The following is a 17,522-nucleotide window of genomic DNA, read 5'->3' on the forward strand; positions in this document are numbered from 1 at the left end:
AAGAAAGGACAAGCCTGCCCTTTGCCATTTCTTAAGGAAAAAAGCTTCGCCCTTGCCTTTCTCTAACAACTAACAACTAACGGCTAACAACTTCCTCACCAAATGCCGTTGGTGATCCAATAGGGCAGCCAACTGGCATCGTTCAGGATCATCATCAGCTTGATCAAAAGACCAATGGCGGAAACCACGATTCCCGCCACGGCAAGGGCCCGTGTTTTATTTCCCTTAAAGCCAATGAGGGAGGTCACCAGGCCCAGCGGCAGTAATACCAGACTGGCCCAGAAATAGCCGATCACCGAGGAGGCAAAGCCCAAAATGGTACACACGTCTGCCCAGGAAAAGACTCTGCGCAGCTGAGGCACAGGAGCGGGCAGGCTGGGGTACCAGGGCGCCCCGGCACGGGGCTGAGGCGCTGAATAAAAGGGCGGCGGGACAGGCTGCGGCATGGCGGGCCCTGCGGATTGGGAAGCAGGCGGCGTCTCTGGGGGCAAAACCGTTCCACAGTTCTGGCAGCTTACCGCTTCCTCCGGTACATTGGCCCCGCAGTGAAAGCATTGCTTCATGTAACTCATCCTTTCCTGTTTCAAATTCGGCCTGTTTTTCTCTGATAGAATATGGGATCCCCTTTCGAGGAAAGCAAAAATCCCTGTTGATGGATCCTTGCTTTTCATGGTGCCGCATGACAGCGCCGCCATCGTTCGTCACTGTGCGTGCAGCCGCTTATCTTCTGCCTGCGCCGCCTCCGCGAGAGCCGCCGCCACGGGAGAAGCCACCGGAGCGACCGCCGCCGGAAAAACCGCCGCGGGAACCGCCGAAACCCCCGGAACGCCCTCCGCCGGAGAACCCGCCAAAGCCTCCAAAACCGCCGCCATTTCTGGGGGGCCGGGGGCCGGGACCAAAGCCGCCGGGGGGAGGAGGCGGCGGAGGCGCATACCAGCCTCTGCGCCGTCTGCTGCCCAGCATATTCCCCCAGAACATGCCGCGCCAGAAGCCGCCTCCGCCTCCACCACCGCCGGGATTGCCGGGGCCTCCTCCGCCGCCGGAAAGCGCCCGGATCACAGCGAGGATCACCACAATGACAATGATCACCAACACGATCCGGAATACAAACCGGAGAACCGTAAAGACAAAATCGGAAGCACGGTAGCCGCTTTCGTACTCGTAATCATAATTGTCCGTATTGGCGCCGCCCTGGCCGTATTCCTGATCATCATAGCTGTCGTCATAGGAATAGGTTTCCAGCTCGGTATATACCGCGTCGAAAAATTTTTTCGCGCCGGCATCGTAATCCCGGGCGGCGAAATCCGGCTCCAGATATTCGTCCAGCAGGCTTTGCAGTCTGCTGTCGAAATAATCCTCTATTCCATAGCCCGCCTGGGCGTAATAATTGTCCTCACCGATGGCCATTACCAGCAAAATGCCGTTATTCCGCTGCTCTGAGCCAACGCCCCAGGAGTTAAACAGCTCAAACACATAATCATCGATCTCCTGGCCGCCCAAAAAATCCACAGCGACAATGACGATCTCCGCGCCGGTTTTCTCAAAAAGTTTCTGGTTTTTGGAAATGATCTCCCGCTCCGTGGCGCTATCCAGCACCCCGGCCTCGTCCAGCACGTACTGGTTCTGGGGCCGATCCGGCACAGCGGCCAGGGCGGGAATGGACAAGGAGCACAAAAGCAGCGCTGTGAAGCAGAGCGCGGCAAAGCTTTTGAGAATATGCGGTACGCGGGTCTTTCTTGTCATGGCGATTCTCCCTTTCTGAAAACAGACAGCCGGACATTGCCGGCTGTAAAAAACCTTAGGCAACACCGCACAAAGACCGGCCAGAGGCCTTTGTACACAATTTGCTTGCATATTTTCCGCCATAGCACGCAGCTCTCGTTTGTCAATCGCAAGATTGGCTGCACTCAATCTGTGCACTCTGACGAAAAATCTGACTGTACAACTTGCGCACAATCTTTGTGCGGTGTTGCCCTTATTGCCCGAAAACGCCCAGTTCTTTCACTCCGGTGAGCTCTCCCAGCAGGCTTGCGGGGAACCTTGTGAGGGTCTCGTTAAATTCCCTGGCCTCGTCATTATAGCTGCTGCGCTCCAGCTTATCCTGCTCGGATTCTATTTCGGCAATCAGCTGCCGGGGGTATTTTTCGTCCTTTTCGTTCAGCCTGATCCCCTCCAGCTGCCCGGAAAGCCCCTGGGCGGCTTCCACCAGCAGACCGTAGGATTCCACCTCTTTCGGATCTCCGGGATCGTAAAATTTCTCGCAGAAATCCGCACGGTACGTGAGCTCATCGAGATACGGATCCAGCCCCGGATTGCTTTCCACATAGCGCTCCGCCACGGTGATAAGGTTTCGGGCCGCTGCCTGCTGCTTCTCCAGCCCTTCGTAAATAGCATACCCGGTGCTGTCATAATAATAGGCCTCGTCCCGCGTTTCTTCCCGCAGACGGTTCAGAGAACGGTTGGCGCCGAAGGGAACGGAAACCAGGATCATTCCCGCCATTACCAAAGCGCCGATCACATTTTTCTTTTTCATGGCTTCCAAAGCTCCTTTAGGGTAAAACCCATAAAACACAATGCAGTGGTCTTTTCTAAATAACTACTGGCTAAAGGACGAGATTCTTCGCCTTCGGCTCAGAATGACAAGAAGGATACCTTTAGCCTTGCGCCCTTGACCGTCCTCTAACAACTAACTTCACTGGTGAATATCCAAAAGCTTCTGCTTCAATTCGCCTTCCAGCTTGCCAATCTCCTGCTCGGCGGCCCGGCGCTTTGCCCTGCCCTCGTCCTGGATCTTTACCACCTCGTCCAGGGTTTGGATCAGGGACTGGTTGGTGATACGCAGGGTCTCCATATCCACCACGCCCCGCTCGGATTCCTTGGCGGTTTCGATAGTGCTCATCTTCAGCTTCTCCGCATTCTTGCGCAGCAGCTGGTTGGTCATATCCGATACCTCCCGCTGGGCTCTTACCGCCTGGGCGGAATGGGCCACGCCCAGAGCCAGCACCATTTGGCTTTTCCACAGGGGGATCGTGTTCACCAGGGTGGACTGGATCTTTTCCGTCATCAGCTTATCGTTGTTCTGCACCAGACGGATCTGGGGAGACATCTGCACGCTTACCATGCGGGTCAGCTCCAGGTCGTGCAGTTTCTTTTCAAAATTATCGCACAGCTGGGCAAAATCGTTAGCCGCCTGGGCGTCCTCCGCCAGGCCGCTCTGCTTTGCCTTGTTCTGCAGCTCCACCAGCCGGGTGGCCCGCTCCTGCTGAAGCTTTTTCTTGCCGGCAATGATGTACATGGAAAGCTCCTTGTGATAGTTCAGATTCATTTCATAGAGCTTATCCAGCATTACCACGTCCTTCATCAGCTGAACCTGATGATTTTCCAGGGCCGCGGCAATTTTATCCACATTGGTTTCGGCGCTGTCGTACCGGGCCTTCATGGCGGTGATTTTATTGCCGGTATTTTTGAACCACCCGAACAGACCCTTTTTCTCCTCCTCGTCGATATCGAAGCCCTTCAGCTCCACCACCAGGCTGGAGATCTCATCGCCGATCTCCCCCAGATCCTTGGTGCGCACCTTATCCAGAGCCGTATCGGAGAAGGAGGCGATCTTCTTCTGGGCGGCAGAGCCGTACTGCAGCACCAGGGTGCTGTTCGTCAGGTCGATCTTCTCGGCAAATTCGTTTACAGCCTTCTGCTCCTCAGGGGTCAAGGCGGATTCGTCCAGCACAACAGGCTCCACCGCGGTCTCCTTGGCGGTTTCCTCCGGGTTCAGCGTGAGGGCGGGGGCCTGGGGCTCTTCGGCCTCCAGGGTCAGCTTGATCTCATTATCCATGTGACAGCATCCTTTCTGATGGTTTCAGGGCCGCTGCTGCGCGGTCCTTATTATAATTGAGCGTGTCCTCAAAGCATTACTGCTTTTTCTCCTCTTTTTGCTCCTCCACAAAGCCCTCCTGCTTCAGGAGAGTCTCGAATACGGAAATATCCGCAGAAACGTCCATGGCCTCATCGGTAAACAGGGAATCCAGCTGCTTTTCAAAGGCGGCCGCCACCGTGTGCATCATACCGGCGATATTGAACATGGTAGAGGTGATGTTTTCTCCCCGCACGGACTGAGAGGAAAGCCGCTGATAGCTACTTAAAAGCTTCAGGGTGGTGGGTAGATAGTAATTCATGAATTTCCTGATCTGCGGGGCCTTTTCCGGGTGATCCGCCACAAAGCGGAAAATATCGGCGGAAGCTCTTTCCATTCTGTCAATGCACTCGGAAAGGCTTTCGTCCGGAATGGCGTTGTTGGCGGCCCGGAGCTTTTTCAAATACTCCCTGCCCTCATCGATGATCTTATCCACCTCCGGGTTCCCGGTCTGCGAGGGCTTTTCCTCCTGCTTGGGTGCTTCCTTCTCCTTCGGCTTTACCGGCTCGATGGGAACAAATTCCTTCTTTCCCCGGAACAGCTTACCGGAAAGGAGAAACACCCCCGCAAGCACCAGCCCGAACACGATAAAGTGGGAGACCTCGTACAATGGAAAATTCAGCGCGTAAAGCAGCGCAGCGGCGCCGGTAATGTAAAATTTCGCCGGGCTCCCCTTGCGCACCAGCTTCATGGCCGGCATTTGCGGGGCCGGGGCCCGATTGACCCCCGCGGGCTTTCTGCCGGGGTACGCAGCCTGCCCCGGAACAGGCTGCCCGGGAGCTGCCTGCCGCCCCGGAGCCGTTTTGTTGGTTCCGGCGGGATATGTGTACTGATACTGGTATGGATATCCTTTTCCCTGAACCCCCGCGGTCTGAGCGGTTCGGCCGGGAGGTGGTGTTTGCCCCGCCCGCTGTCCGGAAAAAGGCTGTCCTCCTGTGGGGGCTGTGCTTTGAGTATGGCTTTGCGGCGACCCGTTTTGCACACCCACGCTTCGCTTTACCGCAGGCGCGATGCTGCCCAGGGCGCTGTCCAGCCCCTCGGCGGCTTTTCCCAACCCCTGGGCGATCTTATCCGCTACGGGAATTCCGGAGCTTTTCAGGGTCTTATAGATCTGTGAGGAGCGAAATTCCTCCTCCACGGGCCTGCTGCCAGTCTGTTTCATCGTGATGACCACTTTCCTATTCTAAAAAAGTAAACCGGGCCAAGCTTGCCCCTGAACTAACCTGATATCTTTTGCAATCAACTATATAACATTGTACGTGGAAACCGCTTCTCTGTCAACTGAAATCTCAGCGGTGCACGCTTTTCAGAGAACATGAATATTGCCTGTTTCGGGATAGAGCCGCCGCACGGCCTCCCCGGAGGCGATCCCTTGGGAAAAGGCTGTGGCCGAACCGGCACACACGCCCCAGCGCAAAGCGCCTTCCAGTGTATTGTGCAGCTGCCAGCCATAGAGAAAGCCCGCCACCATGGAATCTCCCGCGCCCACGGAGGAAACCGCTTCCCCTTTCGCCGCCCGGCAGAACAGCCGCCTGCCGTCCTCACAGACCAGCAGCGCTCCCCTTTCTCCCAGAGAAACCGCCACATTCCGGGCGCCCTTTTCCTGTAAGGCCAAAGCGCTTTCTATGACAGCGGACAGCTCCCGAAGCTCCGTGCCGAACAGCGCCCCCAGCTCCTCCAGATTGGGCTTGACCAAAAATGGGCGGCAGGGCAAAGCCGCAAGCAGCGCTTCCCCGGCGGCGTCCACCACAGTAAAAAGCTCTTTCTCTCCGGCGCGCCTTAAAAGCCGCACGTAGCTGCCTGTGGGAAGAGACGGCGGAATACTGCCCGCCAGCACCAGCCCGTCCCCGGGCTGAAGGGCGAAAAGCTTTTCTCCCAGCCGTTCCAGGGCTTCCTCAGAGATCTCCGGCCCTGCTCCGTTCAAGTCCGTTTCCTCCCCTTCCGGGGTACGGATCTTCAGGTTCACGCGGGAGGCCCCTTCCTTCAAAAACAGAAAATCTGTTTTGCAGCCCGCCTGCCGAAGCAGCGCTTCGATCTCCCGGCCGGAAGCGCCGGCGCCGATGCCCAGGGCGGTATTTTCCACGCCCAGCGAGGTCAGCAGCAAAGATACGTTCACACCCTTGCCGCCGGGACGGAAGCAGCATCTATCATAGGAATTGATCGCACCCTTTTCAAAGCGCTCCGGGAACAGGTAGCAGTCCATGGCGGGATTCAGCGTCACGGTCCATATCATACTCTCACAACCTTACAACATTCTTAAGAATATTTTATCATTTTGAAAAAATTTTTTCAAATCCGGCGGAAGGGGTATTTTTTTGCTTTGGCTGGAGATTCTAAGCCATAGCGAAAATCAAGAATTTGCGGTCCCCACCGGGGAACGCAGCTTCTAAAAAAAGAAAGGATGTTTTCTCCATGATAAAAAATAAACTTCTTGTACCCCTGCTGTGCATGCTTCTGGCCCTTCTCCTGGCGGGCTGCGGCAACAAGCCTGGCAATGTAGTTTCCAACGCCGCTTCCAAAGCCGGAGACGCCATCTCCAAGGCCGGAGAGGATATGAGCGAAACCGGAAGCCGCCTGGAATCTGACCGGAACGACACTTCCAGAAATTCCGGTCTGAACAGCTCCCGTCTCGACCGGGACGACCTCTCTTCCCGGAACGATGATGGCCTTTCCTCACGCTATGACGACAACAGCAGCAGGCTGGAAAGCAACTCCACCTGGAACGATTCCTCCACAGGCTCCAATTCCTCTGACCTTTCTTAAGCTCCACCGCCGCCGCTTCGCGGCGGCTTTTTTATTTTTCGGAAATGCCGCGCTCTTCTGGAAGGGCAAGGGAGAGATTCTTCGCCTACGGCTCAGAATGACAGATTGGTAGACAGTTCAATAAATTGGATTTGCCCCGTTAGTTGTTAGAAAAGGAAAGCCCTCTTTCTGTCATCCTGAACGAAGTGAAGGATCTCATCCTTTGGTTCTTTGTATAGAGATTAAGAACGAGATTCTTCGTCACTTTGTTCCTCAGAATGACAAAAGAGAGAACTTGCCCTTCTCTAACAGCTAACAACTAAAACGCCCCCTCGCAAAAAATTTTTCTTACAGGGGGTTGACAGGGGCGTTCCTTTTTGATATCCTGTTCACTGGTTATTTACTTGACTAACTAACCAGATAGGAGGAAGGCTATGGAGCTGAAGTTTGACTCGGAAAAGCCTATTTTCCAGCAGATCGCCGAAGGGATCGAGGACGCTGTTCTCACCGGAGGCTTCCCGGAGGAGGGGCAGATCCCGTCGATCACGGAATTTTCCCTGCGGTACACCATCAACCCCGCCACAGCCCTGAAGGGCGTAAATCTTTTGGTGGAGGAGCAGATCCTGTATAAAAAACGGGGCGTGGGCATGTTCGTTTCCCCCGGCGCCCGGGAGCGTGTGCGGCAAAAACGTCTTCAAAGCTTTACGCCAAATTTTGTAGCGGCAATGGTCGCCGAGGCTCATCGGCTTGAGCTGACCGCCGAGGAGCTTTCCGAAATCGTGCAAAGCGAATTTTCCGGCGAGAAGGCTGACCGGTACACAGCAGAAAAGAAAGGGGTATCTTTATGAGCATTCTTGTAGAAAATGTTTCCAAAAGCTTTCAGCAGACCCAGGCTCTGAAAAATGTTTCCCTGAGCTTCGGCGAAGGAAAGCTCTGCGGCCTGCTGGGGAGAAACGGGGCGGGAAAATCCACCCTGCTGAATATTATTTCCAACCGGATCTTTCCCGACGCCGGGGGCGTTACCATTGACGGAACCCCCGCCGCGGAAAACGACGCCGCCCAGGCAAAGCTTTACCTGATGAGCGAAAAAACCTGCTATCCGGAGGCCATGCGGGTAACAGAGGCCTTCCGCTGGACCCGGAATTTTTATCCCGCCTTTGACGAGGATTTTGCCCGGAAGCTGGCGGACAGCTTTCAGCTGAATTTGAAAGCAAGGGTCAAAGGGCTTTCCACCGGGTACCTTTCCATTTTTAAGCTGGTGCTGGCGCTTTCCGTCAACGTTCCCTATGTGCTGCTGGACGAACCGGTGCTGGGGCTGGACGCCAACCACAGAGAGCTTTTTTACCATATCCTTTTGGCGAAATACGCGGAAAAGCCCTTTACCGCTGTGATCTCCACCCATTTGATCGAAGAGGCCGCCCGGTTTATTGAGGACGTGGTGATCCTCAAGGAAGGAGCGCTTCTGCGGGCCTGTCCCCGGGAGGAGCTCACCGCCGGAGTCTATACGGTATCCGGCGGCGCCCAGGCGGTGGAGGATTACATAAAGGGCCGGAAGGTACTGGACGTGGAGGCCATCGGCGGCCTGCGCTCCGCCTGTGTGGAGGGCCTGCCGGACAAAGCGGCGGCCGGGCCGGAGCTGGAGTTTTCCGGCGTAGACCTGCAAAAGCTTTTCATTCTGCTGACAAATTCCTGAGGAGGGCCTCTTTATGCAAATTTATTCTTCTTTCCGATATCAGCTTTTTTCCCATAAAAAGGATCTGCTGGTCTATTATCTCATTTTGGTGGGCATGCAGGTTCTTGCTTATCTCGTATCGATCCCCCTTACACTGGTCAGCGCCGGAAACGGCGGGCTGGTGATCACCAGCTCCAGCGGGATCTCGGCCATTTCCTGCATCTTTCTCCTGGTTGCCGGTATTTGCTCCTTCCGGGAAAGCTTTTCCATGGCCCTGCAAAACGGCGTTTCCCGCCGGAACCTTTTCTTCGGCAGGCTGTGCGCCTCCGCTGCGCTTTGCCTGATTATGGCAATGATCGACGAGGCCTCTACCCTGCTTTTACGGCTGGCGGGCCTGCTGCCCGGCGTTCAAACGGAATCGTTTTCCCTGCTGGAAACCGTATTCTCTTCCGCCCTTTCCGGCCTATCCCCGGTACTGGTCGCTTTTGCGGCGGTGCCCTTCAGCTTTTGCCTGCTTCTGGCCTTTGGGGCACTGGGATATTTTATCAGCACGCTGTTCTACCGCCTGAACAAGCTGGGAAAGCTTCTGATCGGCATTGGCAGCGCTCTCCTGCTCCTTGTAGGGCTGCCGGGCGTTTTTGAGCTGTACGACCATTACCCCCAGTGGCCCCTTTGGCCGGTGCTGGGAAAAGCGCTGTTCAGCTTCTTCCACCTGGCCTTCGGCGCCCCCTGGAACGCCGGGGTAAGCTGCCTGATCCTCTTCGGCGTGTTCAGCCTCTTCACCTGGCTGCTCATGCGCCGGGCGGAGTTGAAAAAGTAAAAAGTACAAATGTACAGAAACCCCCGTGGATCGCCGCAGTATGCGGCTTCCACGGGGGTTTTCTGTTTCATGGAAGACTCTGCGGCTTCATAATGTTAAGAGAAGGGAATATGAAATGAGCAGTGAGGAATGAGCAATTAGAAAGGTCAAGGACACAAGCGTTGTAATCAACGCTTGTAAATTGGAATTTAGAGGTGAGGCACCGCGGCCACTTGTGAAGCTGCTTGGTGCGGGAAGTTAATCACTGACCCGACCATTGGTAAGCAAATAAATTGGAATTTAGTGTGTTAGTTGTTAGCCGTGAGTAGTTAGTTGTTAGAAAAGAGAAAAGGGCTCTCAAGTTGTCATCCTGAGCCCCCGAAGGTGGCGAAGGATCTCGTCCTTAACCTTTTACCAAGAATTAAGGGCGAGATTCTTCGCCTGCGGCTCAGAATGACAGTAGAGGGAACTATGTACTAAACTATAATTTAGCTCCCCTTTGCCTCCCCTTATTTATAGAGGGAAAACAGACTGCTTCGCAGTCTGCGGGGATCGCCGACAGGCGGTGGAAGGGATCGTTACCCGCAGAAAGCGGCATAGAACCGCTAGTTTTGATCCCCTCAGTCAGCCTTCGGCTGACAGCTCCCCTTACTCGCGCAAGGGGAGCCTACGGGCGTTAAACTATAATTTATCTCTCCGCCTTACCCTTCATTGCTAATTGCTCATTCCTCATTTCTAATTTTCCATTGCGTTTTGCCGCGCCAAACACTTAAAAAGTCCTTTGATTTGGAGAGGAAAATGCATTACAAAAAAATCCCTGTTGCAAGAACAACGATTTCCTAGTAAAATAAGAAAATATGCGGCGGCTTTCGACAAATTGCGAAAGCCGCATACAGAAAGGCGGTTTCACGCTTATGGCACTGGTATTTCCGAAACACCCCTTCCGCACTCATGGCGGAGCGGCGGTTTCTCATTGCAAAAACACCTGGGAGCTTCCTTCCGCCGTACTGCCTCCCCCCAGCAGGGTGATCCTGCCCATGCAACAGCATATCGGCGCGCCCTGCACCCCCATGGTGCAAAAGGGCGACCATGTCTATTTGGGGCAGGTGGTCGGCGACAGCGACGCCTACGTGTCCGCCCCCATTCACGCCTCTGTTTCCGGCACGGTGGCGGAGATCACCAGCGTGATGCTCACCGGCGGGCAGATGACCGCCGCCGTGGTGATCGACTCCGATGGAAAAATGGAGCGGGATCCCAATATTTACCCGCCTGCCGCCATTCGGGACCGGGAAGAGCTGGCTCAGGCGGCGCGCTCCGCTGGGCTGGTGGGGTTGGGCGGCGCGGGCTTTCCCGCCCACGTAAAATTAAATGTGCCGAAGGAGAAAACCATCGATACCCTGATCGTAAATGCGGCGGAGTGCGAGCCCTATGTAACCGCCGACCACCGGGAAGCCCTGGAAAACGGGAAAAATGTGCTGGACGGCATTTACAAGGTAAAGGATATTTTAGATGTGCACCGGGTGTTTGTCGCCGTAGAGGATAACAAGCCCGATGTCATTGAAAAGCTGCGGGAGATCGCGGACAATCAGGAAATGGATCCTCTCGACGAGGTGCGGGTGTTTCCTCTGCGCAGCCGATACCCACAGGGGGCGGAAAAGGTTCTGGTACAGGCCTGCACCGGGCGGCAGATCCCCATGGGAAAGCTGCCTGCCGATGCGGGGTGTCTGGTGATGAATATCGCCTCCATTTCCTTCCTGGCAAGCTACATGCGCACCGGCATGCCCCTGACCCAAAAGCGGGTCACCATTGACGGCTCCGCGGTCAAGGAGCCGAAAAACGTGATCGTTCCCGTGGGAACCCCCATTCGGGACGTGATTGAATTTTGCGGAGGCTACCGGTCGGAGCCCAAAAAGCTCTTGATGGGCGGCCCCATGATGGGCATTGCCGTTACCTCCGATGAGCTCCCCATCTTAAAGCAGAACAACGCTATTCTGGCCTTCGCCGCCCAGGAGGCTGCCTCTTTGGAACCCACAAGCTGCATCCGCTGCGGCAAATGCGTGGAGGCCTGCCCCATGGGGCTTGTTCCCACAAAGCTGGAAAAAGCTGTGGAAAAGAAGGATATCGAGGCCCTGCGGGAATTGGACCTGATGGCCTGCATGGAATGTGGCAGCTGCGCCTTTGCCTGTCCCGCCGGAAGGCGGCTGGTACAGGCCATCCGGCTGGGAAAAAACTATGTAAAGAAAGCGGGGCAAAAGAATCATGGATAAGCTGATCGTTTCCTCCTCTCCCCATTTTCATGGAAAGCGCACTACCCAGAATATCATGCTGGACGTGATCCTTGCCCTTACCCCCGCCATGATCGCCTCTGTGGTGATCTTCGGCCTTCGGGCCATGGCGGTGATCCTCACCTGTGTGGCCTCCTGCATTTTGAGCGAGTACCTGTCCCGGCACATTATGAAGCGCCCCCAGACCGTGAGTGACCTCTCCTGCGTGGTCACCGGTATTTTGCTGGCGCTGAATCTGCCCGTGACCATCAACCCGTTGATTGCCGTATTCGGCAGTGTGGTGGCCATTGTGGTGGTAAAGCAGATGTTCGGCGGCATTGGGCAGAACTTTGTAAACCCCGCCTTGACCGCCCGGATCATTTTGATGAATTCCTTCCCCGCCCGCATGACCCACTGGACGGCAGCCTTTGATTATTCCGCCAATGCCGACGCAGTTACCACCGCCACGCCTCTGGTTTCCTTCTGGCAGAACGGCGGCGAAGGCTCTCCGACGGTTTTGGAGCTTTTTCTGGGAACCCACGGCGGCTGCCTGGGCGAGACCTGCGCCCTGGCCATTCTGCTGGGCGGGCTGTACCTGATCGTCAGAAAAGTCATCAGCCCGGTGATCCCGGTGACCTACCTTGCCACCGCGGCGGCGTTTTCCGCCCTCTTCGGCAGAAACCCGCTGATCGATCTGCTTTCCGGCGGCCTGATGCTGGGCGCGTTCTTTATGGCCACGGACTACACCACCAGCCCCCTGTATTTTAAGGGCCGCCTGATCTTTGCCGTTGGCTGCGGGGCCCTTACCATGGTAATCCGGGAGTTCGGATCCCTGCCCGAAGGCGTTTCCTACTCCATCGTTCTGATGAATATCCTTACCCCGCTGATCGAGCGGATCAGCAGGCCCAGGCCCTTCGGCAAGGAAAAGGAACAAAAGAAAAAGGAGGGCTCCCCCAGTGAAGCTTGATTTCAAAAGCGTTTTCGTCCCCACGGCGGTACTGCTTATCATCTGCGTTGTGGTATCGGCGGCTCTCATGGGAACAAACCTCCTGACAAAGGATAAGATCGCGCAGCAGCAGCTGCAAAAGGCCGAGGAATCCAGAAAGGTCGTATTGCAGGGCGCGGATTCTTTTGAAGCCGCCAATGCCGGAAGCCCGGACGAATATTATATCGGAAAATCCGGAAATGAAACGGTTGGCTATGTGTTTGAGACCACCGCCAAGGGCTATGGCGGCGACGTGCGCGTGATGACCGGCATCAGCGCGGAGGGCGCCATTACCGGCGTGATGATCTTAAGCCACGGCGAGACCCCCGGCCTTGGGGCCAACGCCGAAAAAGAGAGCTTCCGGGCTCAGTACCGGCAGCCTGTGCCGGATACCTGCCTTCAGCTTGTGAAATACCAGACCCCGGCGGAGGGACAGATAGAGGCCATAACCGGGGCCACCATTACCAGCACGGCTGTGACGAACGCCGTCAATCAGGCGGTGGATACCTACCACAACATATTCGGAGGAGGCGACTACGATGGCAACTAAAAAAAGCGGTTCTCTCCGAATGGAATTCACCAAGGGAATTATCCGGGAAAATCCGGTGCTTCGGCTGGTGCTGGGCTGCTGCGCCACTCTGGCGGTGACCACCGCCGCCGGAAACGCCATCGGCATGGGGGCCGCCACCACCTTTGTGCTGGTGTGCTCCAACGCCGCCATTTCCCTTTTGCGGAACGTGATCCCGGGTAAGGTTCGCATTCCCGCCTTTATCACCATCATCGCGGGCTTCGTCACCATTGTTCAGCTTTTTATCAAGGCCTTTTCCCCCGCGCTGGACACGGCCTTGGGCGTGTTTTTGCCCCTGATCGTGGTAAACTGTATCATTCTTGGCCGGGCGGAGATGTTTGCCAGCAAAAACAAGGTGCTTCCCTCCATTCTGGACGGCCTCGGCATGGGCGTGGGCTTTACCGCCGCCATGCTGTGCATGGGGACGATCCGGGAGCTTTTGGGCGCAGGTACAGTATTTGGCATTCCCATTCTTTCCCATTTCATGGAGCCCGTGATCATTTTTCTTCTGCCCCCCGGCGGCTTCTTTGTGTTTGGCATGCTGGTGGCGCTGGCCGGAAAGCTTTCCAAAGAGGGAAAAGCTCCGGAGGGAGTGGGCTGCGCAGGCTGCCCTCTGGCCGCCTCCTGCTCAAAGCTCACGGAAAAGGAAACTTGTACGAAAAATATGGAAAACTGGGAGGCGGCTGAATAATGGACGGACAAACCATCAAAACCCTGGTGGCTATTTTCCTGGCCGCCATTCTCACCGAAAATTATGTGCTCAATAAATTTTTGGGCATCTGCCCGTTTTTGGGCGTTTCCAAAAAGCTTGACACCGCCCTTGGCATGAGCTGCGCTGTCACGGTGGTCATGGTGATCGCCACCGCCGTCACCTGGCCGCTTTACACGTACCTTCTGGTGCCGGGAGATCTGGGCTATTTACAGACCGTGGTATTTATTCTGGTGATCGCCGCCCTGGTGCAGCTGCTGGAAACCGTGCTGCGGAAATTCATGCCGCCGCTTTACAATTCCCTGGGCATTTATCTTCCGCTGATCACCACCAACTGCGCCGTGCTGGGCGTGACCATGCTGGTTCTGGAAAAGGGCGCGGCGGATCCCTCCTTCGGCTATTTGCAGTCTTTGGTAAACGCCTTCGGCTCCGGCGTGGGCTTCCTGGTGGCGATGGTGCTGTTTGCCGGAGTGCGGGAGCGTCTGGAAGAGTGTGATATTCCGGAGACCTTCCGGGGCCTGCCCATTACCCTGGTAGCGGCCTCTCTGGTGGCCGTTTCCTTCCTTGGATTCGGCGGCGTGGTCGATCGGCTGCTGTAGCTTTCCGGCGATCGGCCCTTGTGTTCTGACCGGCAACTTCCTTTCAGAAAAGGAGAAACAACTATGAATTTTATCACTCCCATTTTGATCGTGGGGATCATCGGCCTGCTGGCCGGGGTCGTTCTGGCGGTGGCCTCCATTCTTCTGGCGGTACCGAAGGATGAAACCGCCGAGGCTCTGGAAGAAATATTACCGGGAGCCAACTGCGGCGCCTGCGGCTTTTCCGGCTGCTCCGGTTATGCCGCCGCCATGAGCAAGGGAGAGGCAAAACCCGGCCTCTGCTCGCCCGGCGGGGAGGAAACAGCCCAAAAATGCGCGGAGCTTTTAGGCTCTGGCGATGTTTCCGTGGAATATAAAACCGCCCTGGTGCACTGCATGGGCAGCTATGACAACACCACCGATAAAATGATCTATGACGGCATTGAAAGCTGCTCCGCTTCCACCTTCCTGGCCGGGGGGATCTCCAGCTGCCGGTACGGCTGCATGGGCATGGGAGACTGTGTGCGGGCCTGCGAATACGGCGCGGTCAGCGTGTGCAACGGCGTGGCAAGGATCGACCCCCAAAAATGCAGGGGCTGTTCCAAATGCGTGGAGGCCTGCCCAAAGGGTCTGATCAAATTTGTCCCCCTGAAGCGGCAGGCGGTGGTGCGCTGCTCCAACTGCGACAAGGGCAGGGATACCATGCAGGTGTGTAAAATCGGCTGCATCGGCTGCAAAAAATGCGAAAAAACCTGCGAGGACGGGGCCATTACCGTACAGGACAACCTGGCCCGGGTAGATCCCCAAAAATGCACCGGCTGCGGCAAGTGCGCCGAAGCCTGCCCCCGGAACGTCATCACCATGCTGGAAATCTGAAGCATGCGGAGCCCGAACTGCCTTTGGTGAGGAACCGGGCTCATATTGTATCTAAAAGAAAAAACTGCGCCATATCAACGCAGGCTTGTGAGGAGATTCTTAAATGAAGAAAAAGCTATGTATTTTCGGGGGTCTCCTGCTGCTCATAGCGGCGGGGGTCTGCGTTCTGCTGTTTTGGAAAAAGCCTCTGCCTCCGGTTACTGCCAGGCTGGTCACGGCAACAGACCTCCACTATCTTTCCCCAGAGCTTACCGACCATGGGGAATACTTTCGTTTAGTTCTGGAAAACGGGGACGGCAAAGCAATGGAGCATTGCGAGGAGATCACTGACGCCTTTGTGGAGCAGGTGATCTCCACCCCGCCGGACGCCCTGCTCCTTTCCGGGGATCTGACCTTTAACGGCGCCCGAAAGAGCCATGAGGCGCTGATCGAAAAGCTTTCCAAAATCAAAGAGGCGGGGATCCCGGTGCTGGCCATTCCAGGAAATCACGACCTGGAAAATCGAAACGCCGCCAGCTTTCAGGGAGATCACTACACCCTGGTAGACAGCGTGACCGCAGCGGAGTTCTCGGAGCTCTACAGCGCTTTCGGCTTTGAAGACGCTCTCAGCCGGGACGAAACTTCTCTGAGCTATGTGTTTCAGATCACGCCCCAGCTTCGCGCGCTGATGATAGATGTAAATTCACCGGGGTGCGGCGGCGCCGTAAAAGAGGAAACCCTTCGGTGGGCGGAGGAACAGCTGATCCTGGCGGCAAGACAGGGAAGCCGGGTGGTGGCGATAAGCCACCAAAACCTGATCGCTCACAGCGATCTTTTCGATTTCGGCTATGCGATCCACAACGGCTCCAAGCTGCTGGAGCTGTATGAGAAATACGGCGTGCTCTGCAACCTCAGCGGCCACATGCACATTCAGCATACGGTCAAAAGCCAAGCGGGGCTTTGGGATATCGCCACCTCTTCCCTTTTGATGTGGCCCCTGCAATACGGGGAGCTTTCCCTGGAAGGAAAAACAGCCCATTACCGCGCGATCCCTGTAGAATCCCCCTTTTCAGACTACGCCTACGATTACCACTGGCAGCACTGCGCCCAGCTTACCGCCGATGAAAACGGAAAAGCAGACCCGGAGCTGGGCCGCTTTTTCGCCGATATCAACACCGCCTACTTTAGCGGCCATGTAACACAAGACCTGTGGGACGATACCCTGTACCAGGCCCTGCAAACAGAGGGCGGCTTTACCGCACAGTATCTGACCAGCATCTATGAGGACGGCTTTCAAAACCACCGGGAATTTTCTTTTGATTTTTAGCGGCAGGCAATGCCATTTTCCAGGAAAAGCCCCTCTCAAAAAATCCGGGAACACCGTTTGCCGTTTATATGCGGCCGGTGTCCCCGGGTTTTTCGTTTTATTTCCACTTTGAAGCCGTGGTTTTTCGTTTTTCACCTCCGGGAAAGCATTTCAGTTTTCCTGATTCTCCCGCTTTTCGCCCTCGGAAAATTTCTCAAGAAAATACTCGCTTTTGGAGCGGAATTCCTCGTCGTCCTTAGCGTAGTACAGGATATCCTTTCCGCTTCCCCGCTGTATCTGAAATCCCTTTTCGGCCACCAGCGCAATATGCCAATACTCGCCGTCACTGTAGGTCAGGCCGAAGTTGTCGCCTGACCAGCCCAGAATAAAGGGCATTTCAAAATAGTCGTCGTACCGGAATTCCCTCAGGTAGGAAATAAATTCCCCGATCATCTCCCGGTCCTCCTCCAGCGTGAATTCGTGCAGATCTCCCTGAGACTCCATAAAGCTGAAGTTCACTGCTACGGGGAGCTCCCTTCTCAGCTCAAGCTTGTCACCATTCAGGAGCCTGTCACCCACAAAAAGCGCGGCAACGAGAAGAACCCCCGCGAGAAGGACAGCACAGCTTATCAGGAATCGTTTTTTCATGGCGTGTACACCTCCGGTAACCGCAAAGCAGACTTATTCCCCGAGAATCAGCCGATCCAGCCGCGCGGCTTCTTCCTGCAGCTTTTCGGGGTCTTTCGCATAGTAAAGTATCGTGTTGTCTGCGTCTCCCCATATCTTGATACCATCAGGAAACACCACAAGGAAAGCGAGATAGTGCGCATAGTGAAGCTTTATGGAATAGATCTGATCGCTGTCGCGTCCGCTGGGTTCACAATTCTCATATCTGATGTTTTTCAGAAATGATATGATTTCCCGGATTTTTTCTTCATTATTTTCTATTTCCAAAATGGCGTACTCGTGATTTTCTATGTCCGATCTTGAGAATTCCACCTTTTTTGGAATTTCATTGCTGATCGGAAGCCTTTCCCCGTTTAGCAAAATATCGATCCGATAGGCTCCGAAAACAAGCAGCGCGCACGTAATAAGTAAAAGCCCGATTATCAGGATTCGCTTTTTCATTGT

The 17,522-nt window shown here is 55.4% G+C and carries 19 protein-coding genes; 11 read left to right on the forward strand and 8 right to left on the reverse strand.

Annotated elements, in window-relative coordinates; all coding sequences use genetic code 11:
- Positions 1–95 precede the first annotated feature (95 nt).
- From U8T64_RS05795 to pfkB, 6 genes are all read right to left on the reverse strand, one after another.
- On the reverse strand, positions 96–563 hold the full coding sequence (locus U8T64_RS05795) for a hypothetical protein (protein ID WP_322181826.1): 468 nt from the start codon (positions 561–563) through the stop codon (positions 96–98).
- Positions 564–720: 157 nt separating this feature from the next.
- Positions 721–1,743, reverse strand: a complete 1,023-nt coding sequence (locus U8T64_RS05800; protein WP_322181828.1) for a TPM domain-containing protein — start codon at positions 1,741–1,743, stop codon at positions 721–723.
- A 232-nt stretch (positions 1,744–1,975) separates the two neighbouring features.
- Positions 1,976–2,533 carry a LemA family protein gene (locus tag U8T64_RS05805; RefSeq protein WP_322181830.1) on the reverse strand — a complete coding sequence of 186 codons (558 nt, stop codon included), beginning with the start codon at positions 2,531–2,533 and terminating at the stop codon, positions 1,976–1,978.
- 159 nt (positions 2,534–2,692) lie between these two features.
- Positions 2,693–3,835 carry a toxic anion resistance protein gene (locus U8T64_RS05810; protein ID WP_322181833.1) on the reverse strand — a complete coding sequence of 381 codons (1,143 nt, stop codon included), beginning with the start codon at positions 3,833–3,835 and terminating at the stop codon, positions 2,693–2,695.
- A gap of 76 nt (positions 3,836–3,911) precedes the next feature.
- Positions 3,912–5,075 (reverse strand): 5-bromo-4-chloroindolyl phosphate hydrolysis family protein, encoded by a 1,164-nt coding sequence (locus tag U8T64_RS05815; RefSeq protein WP_322181835.1) that lies wholly within the window; start codon positions 5,073–5,075, stop codon positions 3,912–3,914.
- A gap of 144 nt (positions 5,076–5,219) precedes the next feature.
- Entirely contained in the window at positions 5,220–6,146 is a 927-nt protein-coding gene (pfkB, locus tag U8T64_RS05820; RefSeq protein WP_322181837.1) for a 1-phosphofructokinase, read from the reverse strand.
- 179 nt (positions 6,147–6,325) lie between these two features.
- On the opposite strand from pfkB, the gene U8T64_RS05825 reads away from it, so the two are divergent.
- The 11 genes from U8T64_RS05825 to U8T64_RS05875 all read left to right on the forward strand — a co-directional run bounded on the left by U8T64_RS05825 (position 6,326) and on the right by U8T64_RS05875 (position 16,412).
- Positions 6,326–6,676, forward strand: coding sequence for a hypothetical protein (locus U8T64_RS05825; RefSeq protein WP_322181838.1), 351 nt, complete (start codon positions 6,326–6,328; stop codon positions 6,674–6,676).
- Between the two features lie 413 nt (positions 6,677–7,089).
- Positions 7,090–7,503, forward strand: coding sequence for a GntR family transcriptional regulator (locus tag U8T64_RS05830; protein ID WP_322181839.1), 414 nt, complete (start codon positions 7,090–7,092; stop codon positions 7,501–7,503).
- Complete coding sequence (locus U8T64_RS05835) at positions 7,500–8,348, forward strand: ATP-binding cassette domain-containing protein (protein WP_322181841.1); 849 nt, start codon at positions 7,500–7,502, stop codon at positions 8,346–8,348. The genes U8T64_RS05830 and U8T64_RS05835 overlap by 4 nt, the downstream gene beginning before the upstream one ends.
- Positions 8,349–8,361: 13 nt before the next feature.
- On the forward strand, positions 8,362–9,147 hold the full coding sequence (locus tag U8T64_RS05840) for a hypothetical protein (protein WP_322181843.1): 786 nt from the start codon (positions 8,362–8,364) through the stop codon (positions 9,145–9,147).
- Between the two features lie 893 nt (positions 9,148–10,040).
- A complete protein-coding gene (rsxC, locus tag U8T64_RS05845; protein WP_322181845.1) occupies positions 10,041–11,393 on the forward strand; it encodes an electron transport complex subunit RsxC in 1,353 nt (450 codons plus the stop codon).
- Positions 11,386–12,357, forward strand: coding sequence for an RnfABCDGE type electron transport complex subunit D (locus tag U8T64_RS05850; protein ID WP_322181846.1), 972 nt, complete (start codon positions 11,386–11,388; stop codon positions 12,355–12,357). The genes rsxC and U8T64_RS05850 overlap by 8 nt, the downstream gene beginning before the upstream one ends.
- Complete coding sequence (locus U8T64_RS05855; RefSeq protein WP_322181848.1) at positions 12,347–12,925, forward strand: RnfABCDGE type electron transport complex subunit G; 579 nt, start codon at positions 12,347–12,349, stop codon at positions 12,923–12,925. Before U8T64_RS05850 ends, U8T64_RS05855 begins: the two co-directional genes overlap by 11 nt.
- The gene (locus tag U8T64_RS05860) at positions 12,915–13,634 is read left to right on the forward strand and encodes an electron transport complex subunit RsxE (RefSeq protein ID WP_322181849.1); all 720 of its coding nucleotides are present in this window, start codon (positions 12,915–12,917) and stop codon (positions 13,632–13,634) included. The genes U8T64_RS05855 and U8T64_RS05860 overlap by 11 nt, the downstream gene beginning before the upstream one ends.
- A complete protein-coding gene (locus U8T64_RS05865) occupies positions 13,634–14,251 on the forward strand; it encodes an electron transport complex protein RnfA (protein WP_322181851.1) in 618 nt (205 codons plus the stop codon). Before U8T64_RS05860 ends, U8T64_RS05865 begins: the two co-directional genes overlap by 1 nt.
- A 63-nt stretch (positions 14,252–14,314) precedes the next feature.
- Entirely contained in the window at positions 14,315–15,106 is a 792-nt protein-coding gene (locus tag U8T64_RS05870) for an RnfABCDGE type electron transport complex subunit B (protein WP_322181853.1), read from the forward strand.
- Between the two features lie 103 nt (positions 15,107–15,209).
- Positions 15,210–16,412: a metallophosphoesterase gene (locus U8T64_RS05875; protein ID WP_322181855.1), complete on the forward strand. Its 1,203-nt coding sequence runs from the start codon at positions 15,210–15,212 to the stop codon at positions 16,410–16,412.
- Positions 16,413–16,562: 150 nt separating this feature from the next.
- On the opposite strand, the gene U8T64_RS05880 is transcribed toward U8T64_RS05875, so the two are convergent.
- Complete coding sequence (locus tag U8T64_RS05880) at positions 16,563–17,039, reverse strand: hypothetical protein (RefSeq protein WP_322181856.1); 477 nt, start codon at positions 17,037–17,039, stop codon at positions 16,563–16,565.
- Between the two features lie 33 nt (positions 17,040–17,072).
- A complete protein-coding gene (locus U8T64_RS05885) occupies positions 17,073–17,519 on the reverse strand; it encodes a hypothetical protein (protein WP_322181858.1) in 447 nt (148 codons plus the stop codon).
- Positions 17,520–17,522: the final 3 nt, after the last annotated feature.

This window comes from Neglectibacter caecimuris (assembly GCF_034335015.1).
In the GTDB taxonomy this organism is placed as follows: Bacteria; Bacillota; Clostridia; order Oscillospirales; family Acutalibacteraceae; genus Acutalibacter; species Acutalibacter caecimuris_A.

What these genes read in the sequence shown, in the direction of transcription:
- U8T64_RS05795 (WP_322181826.1), bottom strand. Translation starts at nt 563, where the DNA reads ATGAAGCAATGCTTTCACTGCGGGGCCAATGTACCGGAGGAAGCGGTA.
- U8T64_RS05805 (WP_322181830.1), bottom strand. Translation starts at nt 2,533, where the DNA reads ATGAAAAAGAAAAATGTGATCGGCGCTTTGGTAATGGCGGGAATGATC.
- U8T64_RS05835 (WP_322181841.1), top strand. Translation starts at nt 7,500, where the DNA reads ATGAGCATTCTTGTAGAAAATGTTTCCAAAAGCTTTCAGCAGACCCAG.
- U8T64_RS05810 (WP_322181833.1), bottom strand. Translation starts at nt 3,835, where the DNA reads ATGGATAATGAGATCAAGCTGACCCTGGAGGCCGAAGAGCCCCAGGCC.
- U8T64_RS05870 (WP_322181853.1), top strand. Translation starts at nt 14,315, where the DNA reads ATGAATTTTATCACTCCCATTTTGATCGTGGGGATCATCGGCCTGCTG.
- rsxC (WP_322181845.1), top strand. Translation starts at nt 10,041, where the DNA reads ATGGCACTGGTATTTCCGAAACACCCCTTCCGCACTCATGGCGGAGCG.
- U8T64_RS05860 (WP_322181849.1), top strand. Translation starts at nt 12,915, where the DNA reads ATGGCAACTAAAAAAAGCGGTTCTCTCCGAATGGAATTCACCAAGGGA.
- U8T64_RS05815 (WP_322181835.1), bottom strand. Translation starts at nt 5,075, where the DNA reads ATGAAACAGACTGGCAGCAGGCCCGTGGAGGAGGAATTTCGCTCCTCA.
- U8T64_RS05825 (WP_322181838.1), top strand. Translation starts at nt 6,326, where the DNA reads ATGATAAAAAATAAACTTCTTGTACCCCTGCTGTGCATGCTTCTGGCC.
- U8T64_RS05875 (WP_322181855.1), top strand. Translation starts at nt 15,210, where the DNA reads ATGAAGAAAAAGCTATGTATTTTCGGGGGTCTCCTGCTGCTCATAGCG.
- U8T64_RS05800 (WP_322181828.1), bottom strand. Translation starts at nt 1,743, where the DNA reads ATGACAAGAAAGACCCGCGTACCGCATATTCTCAAAAGCTTTGCCGCG.
- pfkB (WP_322181837.1), bottom strand. Translation starts at nt 6,146, where the DNA reads ATGATATGGACCGTGACGCTGAATCCCGCCATGGACTGCTACCTGTTC.
- U8T64_RS05850 (WP_322181846.1), top strand. Translation starts at nt 11,386, where the DNA reads ATGGATAAGCTGATCGTTTCCTCCTCTCCCCATTTTCATGGAAAGCGC.
- U8T64_RS05885 (WP_322181858.1), bottom strand. Translation starts at nt 17,519, where the DNA reads ATGAAAAAGCGAATCCTGATAATCGGGCTTTTACTTATTACGTGCGCG.
- U8T64_RS05880 (WP_322181856.1), bottom strand. Translation starts at nt 17,039, where the DNA reads ATGAAAAAACGATTCCTGATAAGCTGTGCTGTCCTTCTCGCGGGGGTT.
- U8T64_RS05840 (WP_322181843.1), top strand. Translation starts at nt 8,362, where the DNA reads ATGCAAATTTATTCTTCTTTCCGATATCAGCTTTTTTCCCATAAAAAG.
- U8T64_RS05830 (WP_322181839.1), top strand. Translation starts at nt 7,090, where the DNA reads ATGGAGCTGAAGTTTGACTCGGAAAAGCCTATTTTCCAGCAGATCGCC.
- U8T64_RS05865 (WP_322181851.1), top strand. Translation starts at nt 13,634, where the DNA reads ATGGACGGACAAACCATCAAAACCCTGGTGGCTATTTTCCTGGCCGCC.